Origin of the sequence: Streptomyces sp. JH34 (genome assembly GCF_029428875.1) — a bacterium.
GTDB lineage: Bacteria > Actinomycetota > Actinomycetes > Streptomycetales > Streptomycetaceae > Streptomyces.
The window spans coordinates 5922462-5936663 of the sequence record NZ_JAJSOO010000001.1; the positions used below are offsets into that span (position 1 = coordinate 5922462).

The window sequence follows — 14202 nt, forward strand, 5'->3', positions numbered from 1 at the left end:
TTCCGCATGCCCGCCACCAGGCCACTCCACCTCGCCGCCGAGATCGGCGGCCCGCCACGCTACGACGCGGGCTCCCACGTCGCGCTGGCCCGCCTCGCCGAAGGAGGAGCGCTCGACTTCGTCACCCTGAACGACTCCTTCGCACGCCCCGGCCCCGACGCGCTCGCCGTGCTGGCCCGTGTCGCACCCGCCACCACCCGGATCGGCCTCGTGCCGACCGTCACCACCACCCACACCGAGCCCTTCCACGTCTCCTCCGCCGTCGCCACCCTCGACTGGGTCAGCAAGGGCCGGGCCGGCTGGCAGGCCGACGTCTCGACGACCGAGGCCGAGGCCCGGCTGTTCGGCCGCCGCCCCGCAGCCCCCGTCTCCGCGCTGTGGCAGGAGGCCGGGGAGGTCGCCGACGCCGGAGCGCGGCTGTGGGACAGCTGGGAGGACGGCGCGGAGATCCGGGACGTGGCCACCGGCCGCTTCATCGACCGCGACAAGCTCCACTACGTCGACTTCGAGGGCAGCACCTTCTCCGTCCGCGGCCCGGCCATCGTGCCCCGGCCGCCGCAGGGCAGGCCCGTCACCGTCATCGACGCCACGAGCGGCCCGGCCCGGGAGCCCGCCGCACGGCACGCCGACGTCGTCCACGTCCGGGCCACCTCACCGGAGCAGGCCGCCGCGCTCCGCGACGAACTGCGCCGCTCCGCCGCGGCCCACGGCCGGGACCCCGACGGCCTGCGGGTCCTGGCCGCCCTCACCGTCGACCTGGGTGACGCCGAGACCTCACCCGAACCCGGACTCGTGAGCGGGCCGCAACTCGCGGGGCGGGGAACCTACTTCCGCGGCGGCCCGGTGGACCTCGCCGAACTCATCACCCAGTGGCACCGGGGCGGGGCCGTGGACGGCTTCCACCTCACCCCCATCACTCCGCAGCGCGACCTGGAGAGGATCGTCAACGGGACCGTGGCGCTGCTCCAGCACCGCAGCCTGTTCCGCACCTTCTACCCGGGCGGCACACTCCGTGAGCACCTCGGCCTCGGCCGCCCCGCCAACCGCTACACGCTCACGAGCACCTCAGGTGGGACGTCATGAAGCAGATGCACCTCGCCGCCCACTTCCCGGGCGTCAACAACACCACCGTCTGGGCCGATCCCCGCTCGCGGAGCCAGATCGAGTTCAGTTCCTTCGAACACCTGGCCAGGACCGCGGAGCGGGGCAGGTTCGACTTCTTCTTCCTCGCCGAGGGGCTGCGGCTGCGTGAGCACGACGGCCGCATCCACGACCTCGACGTGGTGGGCCGTCCCGAGTCCCTCACCGTCCTCAACGCCCTGGCGGCCGTCACCGAACGCCTCGGGCTCGCCGCCACGGTCAACGCGACCTTCAACGAACCGTACGAACTCGCCCGCCGCCTCGCCACGCTCGACCACCTCAGCGCGGGCCGCGCCGCGTGGAACGTGGTGACCTCTTCGGACGCCTTCACCGGTGAGAACTTCCGCCGCGGCGGCTACCTCGACCGTGCCGACCTCCCCCGAGCTCTCGGCTCCGCTCGACCAGGGGGGACCCCCTACACCCGCGCGGCCGAGTTCGTCTCCACCGCACGTGAGCTGTGGGACTCCTGGACCCCCGACGGCACCTCCCGTCCGTTCGCGCACTCCGGGCAGCACTTCGAGATCTCCGGGGAGTTCACCGTCCCCCGCCCGCCCCAGGGCCACCCGGTCGTCATCCAGGCCGGGGACTCCGACGAGGGCCGCGAGTTCGCGGCGTCCACGGCCGACGTCGTCTTCACCCGGCACGGGACCCTGGAGGCGGGTCGGACCTTCTACGCCGACGTCAAGGGACGCCTCGCGACGTACGGCAGGCAGCCGGGGGACCTCAAGATCATGCCCGGGGTCACCGTCGTCCTGGGCGACACGGACGCGGAGGCACAGCGGAACGCCGCCGCGATCCGCCGGCAGCAGGTCTCCCCGCAGAACGCGATCCTCGCCCTCGAACAGGTCTGGGGGCGCGACCTCTCCTCGTACGACCCCGACGGGCCGCTCCCCTCCGTCGACCCCGACCCCGGCTCGAATCTGGTCCAGGGCCGGGTCCGGGTCGCGGACCCGTCGGCCGTGGCCGCGAAATGGCGGGAGCTCTCCGAGGCCAAGGGACTGTCCATCCGTCAGACGGTCATCGAGTCGACGGCACGGCAGTCCTTCATCGGCTCCCCCGAGACGGTGGCCGGGGAACTGGAGAAGTTCGTCGCCGAGGGCGCGGCCGACGGCTTCATCCTCGTACCGCACCTCACCCCGGTCGGCCTCGACGACTTCGTCGACCGGGTCGTCCCGCTCCTCCAGGAACGCGGATCCTTCCGCTCGGAATACGCCGGCTCCACGCTGAGGTCGCACCTCGGCCTGGCCGAGCCGGTATGGAAGGGTTGACCGCATGAGCACGGACGCACAGCAGGACAGCGAGGAGTTCCACGCCTGGCAGCGCTGGCACGAGGGGCGCATCGTCGCCGTCGCCGCGCCGCACGGCCCCCTCTCCCTCACCGGCACCCACTGGCTCGCGGACCACCCGGAGGGGCGAATTCCGGCCGTACCCGGGCTCTGGCGCGAGGAGGGTGACGAGGTGGTGCTCGTCGCCACCCCCGATGACGGGCTCACCGTCGACACGAAGCCGCTGGACGGAGAGGTCCGTCTGGGTGCCGACCGGGGCCCCATCGACGCGTCCAGGGTGGCCCAGGGCGAGCGCCGGCTGGTCGTGCTGAGCCGTGAAGGCCTCTGGGCGGTGCGGGACTTCGACCCGCAGTCCCCGGCCCGCCAGGCGTTCCGGACCATCGACGCCACCCCGTACGACCCCGAGTGGTCGCTGGACGGCACCTTCCGGCCGTACGACTCCGACCGGAACGTCCGCGTCGAGAACGCGGACGGGCGTGAGCGGGGGCTGGGGCTGTCAGGCGAGATCGCCTTCACGGTGGACGGCGCCGGGCACACCCTCCAGGTGGCGGTCGAGCCCGACGGTTCGCTCTGGGCCGTCTTCGCCGACACCACCAGCGGGAACAGCAGCTACCGCTTCCGTTTCCTGCGGCCCCCGGCACCGGACGCGGACGGCCGGGTGCGGGTCGACTTCAACCGCGCGCTGCTGCCGCCGTGCGCCTTCGCCGACCACTTCATCTGCCCCTTCCCGCCGCCCGGCAACACCCTCACGGTGGCCGTGCCCGCGGGGGAGCGGAACCGCATCGACGGCTGATCCGTCCCACCCGGGACGAGAAGGCCGACCCCACCGGCCCCTGCGGCCACAGAGCTGCCGGGGCCGGTTCAGGCGTGCGCCGAAGCGGCCGAAAACACACCCTTGCGTGGCACATTGACGCCCCTCAATACTCCCGAGCAGCGCCCGTCAGGAGCACGACGCCTCCGGAATCCGCAGTCCTCCGGAGCGCGGTCACGCCCCTGGCCGCGCCTCACGGGTCCGGCCACCCCACAGGCGGGGCCCCCGATTCCCCTCGGGAGGAACGAGAAGTGAGGATCAAGCGCACCGACCCCCGCAACGGCGGCACCTCGAGACGCAGCCGGATCACAGCCGTCTCCGCAGGCCTCGTGGCCGTCGCCGCCCTCGCCGTTCCCACGGCCGAAGCCGACCAGGCCGGTACCTACAGCACGAGTCAGCTCAGCGCCGCGGGATCGGCCGTGCTCCGGGCCGATGTCGCCGGCACCGCCTGGAACGTCGACCCGGCGACCGGACGGCTCCTCGTCACCGTCGACAGCACCGTCTCGCAGACGGAGATCAACAAGATCAAGGAGTCCGCCGGAGCCGACGCCGGCGCCCTGCGCATCGAACGCACCCCCGGGACGTTCAGCAAACTGATCTCGGGCGGCGACGCCGTCTACGCCTCCAGTTGGCGCTGCTCCCTCGGCTTCAACGTCCGCAGCGGCAGCACCTACTACTTCCTGACGGCCGGTCACTGCACCGACGGCGCAGGCACCTGGTGGTCCAACTCGGCCCATACCACTGTCCTCGGCACCACCACAGGATCCAGCTTCCCCACCAACGACTACGGCATCGTCCGTTACACCAACACCTCGGTCACCAAGTCCGGCACGGTCGGCAGCCAGGACATCACCAGTGCGGCGAACGCCACCGTCGGCATGTCCGTCACCCGCAGGGGCTCCACCACGGGCACCCACAGCGGCTCCGTCACCGGCCTCAACGCCACCGTCAACTACGGCGGCGGGGACATCGTCTACGGCATGATCCGCACCGACGTGTGCGCCGAACCGGGCGACTCCGGTGGTCCCCTCTACTCGGGCACGAGGGCGATCGGTCTCACCTCGGGCGGCAGCGGCGACTGCACCTCCGGAGGGACGACCTTCTTCCAGCCGGTCACCGAAGCACTGAGCGCGTACGGCGTCAGCGTGTTCTGACCCGGCCGGGCACCGCCGCACTCCCGTGAGCCCCCGCCGATCCCCGGCGGGGGCTCCCTTTCGACCCGCGGCTCTTGAGAGAATGTCGGTACGGTCGGTCGCAGAGGTACCACGGGGGCGGACGCTGTGCCGGTCCGGAGGGACGCCCTCCTGGAGCCCCCGCAGACACCAGGGGGTTCCAGGTCCGTGAAACGCATCGGAGTGACCGGTCACCGCTCCATCCCCCAGGAGGTCCACGCGCATGTGCTGGAGGAGCTGAGGGCGGCGCTGTACGGACACGAGGGCTCCCTGGAGGCGCTCTCCAGCCTGGCGGTGGGGGCCGACCAGATCTTCGCCGACCTGGCCCTGGCACACGGCGCGGAACTCACCGTGGTCATCCCCAGCGGGGACTACGAGGCGGGTTTCGCCGACGGGGCGGACCTCGAGCGCTACCGGGCGCTCAAGGCCCGCGCGGCCCGCGAGATCCGGCTGGACTTCCCGCACTCCACCGACGAGGCCTACTACGCGGCGGGGGCCTACATCGCCGACCACTGCGACCGCCTGCTCGCGGTCTGGGACGGCCTGCCCGCACGCGGCCTGGGAGGCACCGGCGACATCGTGACGTACGCCCGCAGCGTCGGACGCCCGGTCACCGTCATCTGGCGCGACGGCGTGGAGCGCGGCTGAGCCCCTGGGTTCACATCCGGTGCCTGACCAGCCAGTCCGTGTGCTCGGGGGAGACGATCCGCTCGGTCTCGAAGACGGCGGCCGCCCACTGCCGCTCGGTGAGGGTGGTCTCCATCGCGGCCTGCATGTTCTCCAGGTCCTCCTCGACCAGCGAGTGCGCGGTCACCAGAGGGTGATGACGGCGCGTCTCGTTCCACGCGAGACAGGCCGCGGCGGCGGCGGAGAACGTCCCCGTCAGCGCGAACGACCCGGCGCTTCCGAAGGTCTGCAGCACGGCGAGGACGAGGGCCGGGAGTGTCAGCGCGGCGATGGTGCCGGACCACACGAGCGCCCCCCGCCGCGAGACCAGCATGCGTCTGCGGTACCACCGTCGCTGCTCGATCAGCCGGTCCCGGACGTACGTCTCCTTGCGTACGGTGAACGCCTTGTCGCGCAACTCCCGCATGGACGCCGTGATGAGCCCGCCGCCGGAGTCCGTCATCTCCTCCCTCGGGTCGTCCCACCCGACCTTCCGCAACTCCTGGAGCCCCTCCTCCAGCCGGCTGGCGAACACGGCCTCGGGATGCTGGACGGACGAGTCGAAGGGGGAGCCGTGGACCGCGTAGCGCCAGCAGTTGGACTTGATGAACTCGGCTGCTGAACGGTTGAGTTGCCAGTGCGACTTTGCTTTGCGTCGGGAGGCGAGAAAGGTCGCGATCAGGACACCGAGGTAGGCCAACACCGCGATACCATCGAGGAGTTGGATGCCCGATCCCACCTCGGCGTGCCAGGGGAGGGCCGCGGGCAGGGTGCCGAGGACGAGCAGGACCAGTTGGCCGCGGGTGGTGTTGACCGCCTCACGCTGGCGTGCGACGGCGACGGCGTCGGTGTGGTGGAAGAGCTCGGGCAGATCAGCGCTCCTGAAGACCATGCTCTGCAGTGGTCCTGGAATCGCCGTCATGATCACCCCTGTATTCGATGTGGTGGTGGCCCAGGCCCTTGAATGAATGGGTTCCTGTCCATTTGGAGTAGTCGTACAAATCACTCGGGTTACGGCTCTACGAGTCGAGTTGCACACCGGGTCCATGAGAGTAAAGTCGTGCCGCCGGACACTGCAATGGTGCAGGTGCCGGTGCTGTTTCCGTGTCCGGAACGAGCCCATCGAGGACGGCCGTGAAGACCTACGAATCCACCCCTGACTTCGCTGTCGCGAAGCGTCGTGTGCCGCTTGCGAAGATCGAAGCATCCGGCAGTGCAGCAGCCAGGAAGATGGGCCGGGTGCTCGCGACGGCGGGCGGTCGCCCGACAGAGATCTCCACCTTCAACTCCTCGCTGTAGGGGAAGCGGGAGCACCCCTGCGGTAAAACAACTGAATATTCCACTCATTCGGCCGATCGGCTACTGCAGCCGGGGGCCGTATTCGCGGTGCGACTGGACTAGAGTGGGTGAATGACTGGCCCCGCGGTCCCGTTCCGCGAAATCGTTCTGAAGGTTCACAGCAGGTGTGACCTCGCCTGCGATCATTGCTATGTCTATGAACACGCGGATCAGAGCTGGAGAACCCGGCCCAAGACGGTTTCTGATCGCGTCATCGCCAAGACCGCCCAGCGTCTGGCTGAGCACGCGAAGACACACGCACTGCCCTCCGTGTCAGTGATCCTGCACGGAGGGGAGCCTCTGCTGGCGGGCCCCGCCCGTCTCCGCCGGGTCTGTGAGGAGTTCGGCTCCGCGCTGTCGGGTGTGGCCGGCCTCGACCTCAGGATCCACACCAACGGCCTTCAGCTCAGCCCCCGTTACCTGGACCTCTTCGACGAGTTCGGCGTCAGGGTGGGTATCTCCCTGGACGGCGACCGCGCGGCCAACGACCGGCACCGGCGTTTCGCGGACGGACGCAGCAGTCATCCCCTCGTGCTCAAGGCGGTCGAACTGCTCCGGGAGGAGCGCTACCGCCATCTCGACCTCGGGCTCCTGTGCACCGTCGACATCGAGAACGACCCGCACGCGGTGCTGGACGCCCTGGTCGCACTCGACCCCCCGCTCATCGACTTCCTCCTCCCGCACGCCACATGGGACGAGCCGCCTCCCCGTCCCGACGGATCCCCCACGGCCTACGCCGAGTGGCTCCTCGCGGTCTTCGACCGCTGGCAGGAGGAGGGCGGCCCCGTGCCGGTGCGCCTGTTCTCGTCGGTGCTCTCCACGCTGAGCGGCGGCCCCAGTCTCACGGAGTCCCTCGGGCTCGCCCCCACGGACCTGGTGGTCGTCGAGACGGACGGTCAGCTGGAGCAGGTCGACTCCCTCAAGAGCGCCTACGAGGGTGCGGCGGCCACCGGATTCGACGTGTTCGCGCACTCATTCGACGATGTCGCCGCGCATCCGGGGGTCCGGGCGAGGCAACTCGGCCTGGCCGGGGTCAGTGAGACGTGCCGCCGGTGCCCCGTCGTGCGGTCCTGCGGCGGAGGGCTCTACACGCACCGGTACAGCTCGGCGGGCGACTTCGACAACCCGTCCGTCTACTGCGCCGACCTCGAGGCGCTCGTACGGGGCATCGAGGCGCGCACCCGCACGGCCGCGGTGCCCCCTGCGTTGACCGACCGGCGTGAGCTGGCCGCCGAACAGCACGACCTGACCCGTACGCTCCTGGCCGGCCTCCACGACGCCCTGGACGGCCGCGGAGGCGCCCGGTGGGACGAGGCATGGGCGCTCGCGGGCGTTCTGGAGTCCTCGGAAGAAGGAGCCGCCGGGCTCGATCACGTACTCGCCCACCCGTACACGCGCACCTGGCTGCTGGACGTCCTGGAGGGGCTGCACGCGGAGCGGCCCGAAGCCGTCGGTATGGCGCTGCGTCTGCCTTCGTACGTGGCTGCCGCCGTGGTGCGCTCCGGCCTCGATCTGGAGGCGACGGCGGACTACCGGGACGGCCGGCTCCTCCTCCCCACGCTCGGTGAACTCCGGCTCGCCGGGCCGGGTGAGACCGGCCGGGCCCGGGTGCGTTCCGTCGGAGGGGGGTTCTCGATCCGCCGGGCGGACGGCGGGGAACGGTTCGTCGCGAGAGGGGCGGACAGCCCGGACTGGCTCCCGGTGCGGCACGTCGCCGCGGAGAACGGGCCGGGGTTCGCGCTCGACGATCTGGACCCGTACCGGGACTGCTTCGAGGCCCCCGCCGCGCCGAGGCTGGGCCGGGCGGAGGCGGAGGCATGGATCCGAGCCGTCGGCAGGGCGTGGGAGCTGCTTGAACGGGCCGCCCCGCAGCAGGCCGCGGAGGCCGCCGAGAGCCTGACCACGCTGACCCCGCTCGTCGCCGGCCGGAACACGGGACGGCCCCACGGCTTCGGGACCGTCGGGCTCGTGATGACGGAGGACAGCGAGGATCTCGCCGTCGCTCTGCTGCGCGGTCTGCGACGGACGAGGCTGCGGGCCATGCTGGACGTCACAGATCTCTACGCGCTGGACGGAGCCTGGGAGTATCGGCCGCCCTGGGACCGGAATGCAAAGGTCCCCTTTTCTCGGCTACTGGCGGGCGCATACGAACGTGTGGGACTTTCCTTTCTCGTTCCCCGATTCATGGACGGTGTGTCCGAGGCGCTGGACATGATGGAGGGGGCGGCCGAGCCGACCGTCGGAGGAAAGCGGCTGCTGAGGTCCCTGCGTGACGAGGCGAGAGGTGTACATGGGACAAGTGGGATGAACATCCTCATGAATGCCGTGGATCAAGAGCTTGATCAAGAACCTGTTCGATGATTCGTGGGTAGGGATGACTGAAAAGCGGCGTTGATTGACCGAACGCCATGGGGGTGGAGCACAGTCCGCTCCGGAATGATGAATTCGCTCGCACCCTCTCCACAGTCCTGGGGATGCGGGTGCTCACACAGGACGGGGGTCGTGTGCACGCATGACGCAACAGCGAGCGGACCATCGGCCGTACTTTTTTCTGAGCTACGCGCATACACCGGGGTACGGCGGTGGATCTGACCCAGACATGTGGGTCGAACGGCTTTTCCAGGATCTCTGCGGCCATGTGATGGCCATGACCAACCTCCCCGCCGGATCGCCCGCCGGTTTCATGGACCGCGAGATACGCTCCGGTGAAGGCTGGTCCGAGCGGCTGGGAAACGTCCTGGCCAACTGCCGTGTCTTCGTACCACTGTTCTCGCCGCGCTATTTCGCCAGTGAGATGTGCGGCAAGGAGTGGTACGCCTTCGAACAGCGCGCGATCCATCACAGGGCCCGGTCGAACCAGCCGGCCGAGGCGATCGTGCCCGCGCTCTGGGTGCCGGTGCAGCCCAGCCAACTCCCGGGCCCGGCTGAGAGATTACAGTTCAACCACCGCGACTTCGGGGACCGCTACGTCAGCGACGGACTCTACGGGCTGATCAAACTCACGCTGTTCGCGCAGGATTACGAACAAGCGGTCTACCACCTGGCGAAGCGCATCGTCCATGTCGCCGACACCGTGCAGATCGGCTCGGGCAGACCACTCGACTTCCGTCTCGTACCCAGCGCCTTCGGCGCTCCGGGGAGCGGCGCGGGCGCCCCGAGGCCCATGCGGATCACCATCGCCGCGCCCACCCGCCACGATCTGCCGGAAGGCCGGAACCCCGAGTACTACGGCGACAACCCGCAGGAGTGGAACCCCTACCATCCGGCCGCGGCCAGACCACTGGCCTACGTCGCCGAGGAGTTGGTGCGCTCCCTCAACTACCAGGCCGTCGTCGCGTCGTTCGACGAGGAGCCGGGGCAGCGCGAGGGCAAGCAACCGCCCAGCACCCCCGAGATCCTCCTGGTCGACCGCTGGGCCCTGCACGACGAGGACCTGAGGCGGCGGCTCGCCGCCTTCGACCGGGAGAACCGTCCCTGGGTGACCATGGTCGTCCCCTGGTGCAGGGACGACCACCAGAGCAGGGCGGCCGAGGCCGAACTGACCGAGAAACTCGAACAGACGATGCCGGTCAAGATGCGGCAGGGGCGGGCCTTCTGCCGTGTCGCGGCCAAGGGGGTACCCAGCATGGAGGCGTTCGGCCAGGTCCTTCCCCAAGTGGTCGAGGTGGCAGCCCAGCAGTATCTGAGGCACGCCACGGTCTACCCACCGGCCGGCGGCCGGCACAGCGAACGGACGCGACTGATGGGGCCCATGGGCAGCACACAGTTCATACCCGACATGCACGACCCTGCGATGGATGCGGAGGACGTATGACAGCCGGTCGTGACGGGCGCATCGTCACTTTCTACTCGTACAAGGGCGGCACCGGGCGCACCATGGCCCTGGCGAACACCGCCTGGATCCTCGCCGCCAACGGCAAGAGGGTGCTGGCCGTCGACTGGGACCTGGAAGCCCCCGGACTCCACCGGTTCTTCCATCCCTTCCTCGACCCCTCGACGCTCGGCGCCACCACCGGCGTGATCGACCTGATCACCGAGTACGCCTGGGCCGCGACCAACCCGGCCCAGCGGGCCGACGACTGGCACCGCGACTACGCCCGCATCCAGCCGCACGCGGTCTCGCTCACCCCCGAGGCGCTCGGCTGGGAGTTCCCGCGGGGCGGAACCCTCGACTTCGTCTCCGCCGGACGACAGAACCGCGAGTACTCCGCCACCGTCTCCACCTTCGACTGGGACAACTTCTACGACCGGCTCGGCGGAGGGCTCTTCTTCGACGCCCTGCGGGACGACATGAAGGCCAACTACGACTACGTCCTCATCGACAGCCGTACGGGCCTCAGCGACATCGCCGACATCTGCACCGTCCACCTCCCTGACGTGCTCGTCGACTGCTTCACCCTCAGCGACCAGTCCATCGACGGTGCGGCCTCCGTCGCCCGTCAGATCGCCGAGCGCTACACCGGCAGGCCCATCTCCATCTTCCCCGTCCCGATGCGCATCGACGAGGGCGAGAAGGAGAAGGCCGACGCGGGCCGGGCCCTGGCCCGGCTGAAGTTCGACCGGCTGCCGCGTGACCTCTCGGGCGACGAACTCACCGCCTACTGGGGCGCGGTGGAGATCCCCTACCGCCCCTACTACGCGTACGAGGAGACCCTGGCCACCTTCGGCGACGAGGCAGGACTCAGCAACTCCCTCCTGTCCGCCTTCGAGCGCCTCACCGCGGTCGTCACCCAGCAGGAGATCACCTCGATGCCGCAGGTGGGCGAGGAGGTCAGGCTGCGCATCCGCGACGCCTTCACCAGGCGCAGGCCCGCGCTGCCCGCCGATCTCTTCCTCAGCTACGTGGCGGAGAACCGCATGTGGGCCGACTGGATCGAATCGGTCCTCACCCGGGCGGGGTTCCGGGTGGTGCCGCGCGACGTCTCCGCCGACACCGGCCCCGTGGACGCCGCGCAGGCGGCCGAGTCCGCGACCCGCACGGTCGTCCTGCTCTCCAGCGCCTATCTCAAGTCCCAGCGGGCCGTGAACCTGTGGGAGAGGGCGGTCTCCGAGGATCCCGGTGGCGGACGGCGCCAGCTGCTGCCGCTCAGGGTCAGCGACGTCCGGCTGTCCGCGCCGTACATCGACCGCAACCCGGTCGACCTGTTCCGGCTCGACGAGGTACACGCCACCACGGCCCTGATGCGCGCCCTGGACCGGCCGGTGCAGCTCGGCGACGGGATGTCACCGGGCCCCCGCTTCCCGGGCACAGTGCCCCGGATCTGGAACGCCCCGCCCCGCAACCCCGGCTTCACCGGCCGCTCCCTCGTCCTGGAGCGGATGCGGGACCAGCTCGGCGGGGGCATGGCCGTCGTGCTGCCGCAGCCGCAGACGCTGTACGGCCTGGGCGGCGTCGGCAAGACCCAGGTGGCCCTGGAGTACGTACACCGCTTCATGGCCGACTACGACCTGGTGTGGTGGATATCCTCCGAGCAGATCGACGACGTGGTGGCCAGCCTCGCGGAACTCGCCGTACGCCTCGGGGCACAGGGCGGCGACGACATGGCGGCCGCGTCCCACGAGGCCGTGGACCTGCTGCGGCGGGGTGTCCCCTCGGAACGCTGGCTGCTGGTGTTCGACAACGCCGACGACCCCGAGCGCCTCAGCCGCTACTTCCCGCAGGGCGGCTCGGGCCACATCCTGGTCACGTCCAGGAACCAGACCTGGTCCCAGCACGGTGACGCCCTGCCCGTCGACGTGTTCCTCCGGGAGGAGTCGATCGAGCACCTCCAGCGCCGTGCGCCGGGACTGAGCGACGAGGACGCGGCCCAGGTGGCCACCGCTGTCGGTGACCTGCCGCTCGCGGTCGAACAGGCGGCGGCCTGGATCGCGGAGACCGCCACCCCCATCGACACCTACCTGGAGCAACTGGCCCGCCAGGCACCCCAGGTCCTCGCGCTGAACCAGCCGGCCGGATATCCGCAGCCCGTCGCGGCCACCTGGAACATCTCCATCGAACGCCTCAAGGAGCGGTCACCTGCCGCGGTGCGGCTGCTCCAGCTCTGCGCGTTCTTCGCTCCAGAGCCGATCTCCGCCAATCTCCTCTACAGCAAGGAGATGATCGAGGCGCTGAAGCCGTACGACGCCTCGCTCCAGGAGAAGCTGGTGCTGGGCCGGGTCATCAGGGAGATCGGCCGCTTCGCCCTCGCCAAGGTCGACCAGGTCTCGAACTCCATCCAGGTGCACCGCCTGGTGCAGGCGGTGATCAGGGCCCAGCTCAGCGAGGAGGAGCAGCGCGAGGCCAGGCACGTCGTCCACCGCATCCTGGCGGGTGCACGGCCCGACGACGACGAGCCGATCGACAATCCGGAGACCTGGCCGCGTTTCGCCACGATCTGGCCGCATCTCGGCCCGTCGGACGCTCGCAACTGCAGGGAACCGGAGACCCGCCGGCTGCTGATCGACCGGGTGCGCTACCTGTGGAAGCGCGGGGACGTCAGGACCGCGGGCCGGCTCGGGGACGAGCTCCGCGACACCTGGCGGGACATGCTGGGCAACGAGGACCTGCAGTACCTCTACCTCTGCTTCCACCTCTCCAACATCCTGCGGACCCGGGGCCGGTTCGTCGAGGCCAAGGAGCTCGACGAGGTGACCCTCGGGCGGCAGCGAAAGGTGCTGGGGCCGGAGCATCCGCACACGTACATGACCACCAGCAGCCTGGCCATCGACCTGGGGCTGCTCGGCGACTACACCAAGGCGATCGAGCTGGCGACCGCGGCACACGAGGGGTTCAGCCAGATCTTCCACGACCGGCATCCCCGTACGCTGGCCGCGGCCAACAACCTGGCGCTGAACCTGCGGAGTGTCGGGCAGTACGCACGCGCCAGGGAGATCGACCAGGACGTCTACGACCTGCGGTCCGAGGTCCTGGGTCCCGAGCATCCGTACAGCCTTTCCTCCGCGATGTCGCTTGCCCGTGACCTGCGTGAGGTGGGGCGGTACGAGGACTCGGTGGGTCTGCTCAGCCGGACGTACGACTCCTACAAGGCCACGCTCGGGCGGACCTACCCCACCACGCTCAGCGCCGCCAAGAGCCTGGCGGTCTCCCTGCGCAGGGCGGGGCTGCTGGAGGACGCCCGCAGGCTCACGGTGGCCACCCGGGCCAGGTACCGGGCCAAGTACACCGTCGCCAACCCCGACTCGCTCGCGTGCGACCTCAACATGGCGGCCGACCTGTTCGCCGCGGGGGAGACCACCGAGGCCAGGGATGCCGCGCAGGAGGTGGTGGACCAGTACATGAAGGTGCCGGGGGAGCAGCATCCCTACACCCTCGCCGCGCAGAACAACCTCGGCGTCTACCTCTCGGGGACCGGGGCGCCTGTGGAGGCCGAGAGGCTGCTGACGCGGGTGGTCGCCTCCATGCGCGAGGTGTTCGGACGGGAGCACCCGAACACGCTGTTCTCGGTGATGAACCTCGCCAACGCCACAGCCGACCGGGGCGAGCTCGGGATCGTGCTGGAGACGGAGCGCACCGTGGCGGGTCAGCTGCGGGAGGTGCTCGGGGCGCACCATCCGGAGACCCTCGCCATGACCTCGAACCTCGCGGTCACGCTCGACGCGATGGGACGCGAGGACGAGGCGCTGAGGCTGCGGGCGGAGACCGGTGACGAACTGGCACGACAGCTCGGCGACGACCACCCGCTGACCCGGATAGCGCGGGACGAGCGGAGGTTCCGGCGGGAACTGGAGCCGATGTCGCTGTGATACGGAGGTGTCCCGGTCCCGGCTCTCGGAGCCGGGGCCGGGACAC

General features: G+C 70.1%; 10 protein-coding genes. 9 read left to right on the top strand and 1 reads right to left on the bottom strand.

All coding sequences use genetic code 11. The features are described from left to right. Nucleotides 1-6 precede the first annotated feature (6 nt). From LWJ43_RS26610 to LWJ43_RS26630, 5 genes are all read left to right on the top strand, one after another. Nucleotides 7-1083: an LLM class flavin-dependent oxidoreductase gene (locus LWJ43_RS26610; protein WP_277334722.1), complete on the top strand. Its 1077-nt coding sequence runs from the start codon at nucleotides 7-9 to the stop codon at nucleotides 1081-1083. Beyond that, nucleotides 1080-2408, top strand: a complete 1329-nt coding sequence (locus LWJ43_RS26615; RefSeq protein WP_462100914.1) for an NtaA/DmoA family FMN-dependent monooxygenase — start codon at nucleotides 1080-1082, stop codon at nucleotides 2406-2408. The genes LWJ43_RS26610 and LWJ43_RS26615 overlap by 4 nt, the downstream gene beginning before the upstream one ends. A gap of 4 nt (nucleotides 2409-2412) precedes the next feature. Continuing rightward, on the top strand, nucleotides 2413-3219 hold the full coding sequence (locus LWJ43_RS26620; RefSeq protein ID WP_277334723.1) for a DUF1684 domain-containing protein: 807 nt from the start codon (nucleotides 2413-2415) through the stop codon (nucleotides 3217-3219). A 269-nt stretch (nucleotides 3220-3488) separates the two neighbouring features. Beyond that, nucleotides 3489-4391 (top strand): S1 family peptidase, encoded by a 903-nt coding sequence (locus tag LWJ43_RS26625; protein ID WP_277334724.1) that lies wholly within the window; start codon nucleotides 3489-3491, stop codon nucleotides 4389-4391. A 186-nt stretch (nucleotides 4392-4577) separates the two neighbouring features. Beyond that, on the top strand, nucleotides 4578-5057 hold the full coding sequence (locus tag LWJ43_RS26630; protein WP_277334725.1) for a hypothetical protein: 480 nt from the start codon (nucleotides 4578-4580) through the stop codon (nucleotides 5055-5057). Between the two features lie 10 nt (nucleotides 5058-5067). Here the strand turns inward: LWJ43_RS26630 and LWJ43_RS26635 are convergent, their stop codons facing one another. Beyond that, entirely contained in the window at nucleotides 5068-5997 is a 930-nt protein-coding gene (locus LWJ43_RS26635) for a DUF4231 domain-containing protein (RefSeq protein ID WP_277334726.1), read from the bottom strand. 212 nt (nucleotides 5998-6209) lie between these two features. Between LWJ43_RS26635 and fxsA the strand changes: the two genes are divergently transcribed. The 4 genes from fxsA (at nucleotide 6210) to fxsT (ending at nucleotide 14156) form a co-directional block, all read left to right on the top strand. Further along, nucleotides 6210-6374, top strand: a complete 165-nt coding sequence (gene fxsA, locus LWJ43_RS26640) for an FxSxx-COOH cyclophane-containing RiPP peptide (RefSeq protein WP_277334727.1) — start codon at nucleotides 6210-6212, stop codon at nucleotides 6372-6374. Between the two features lie 111 nt (nucleotides 6375-6485). Beyond that, a complete protein-coding gene (gene fxsBH / locus LWJ43_RS26645; protein WP_277334728.1) occupies nucleotides 6486-8774 on the top strand; it encodes a radical SAM/SPASM protein FxsBH, inactivated beta-hydroxylase extension form in 2289 nt (762 codons plus the stop codon). 151 nt (nucleotides 8775-8925) lie between these two features. Beyond that, nucleotides 8926-10227, top strand: coding sequence for an FxsC protein (fsxC, locus tag LWJ43_RS26650; RefSeq protein WP_346771995.1), 1302 nt, complete (start codon nucleotides 8926-8928; stop codon nucleotides 10225-10227). Next, complete coding sequence (gene fxsT, locus LWJ43_RS26655) at nucleotides 10224-14156, top strand: FxSxx-COOH system tetratricopeptide repeat protein (protein ID WP_277334729.1); 3933 nt, start codon at nucleotides 10224-10226, stop codon at nucleotides 14154-14156. The genes fsxC and fxsT overlap by 4 nt, the downstream gene beginning before the upstream one ends. The last annotated feature ends 46 nt before the right edge of the window (nucleotides 14157-14202 follow it).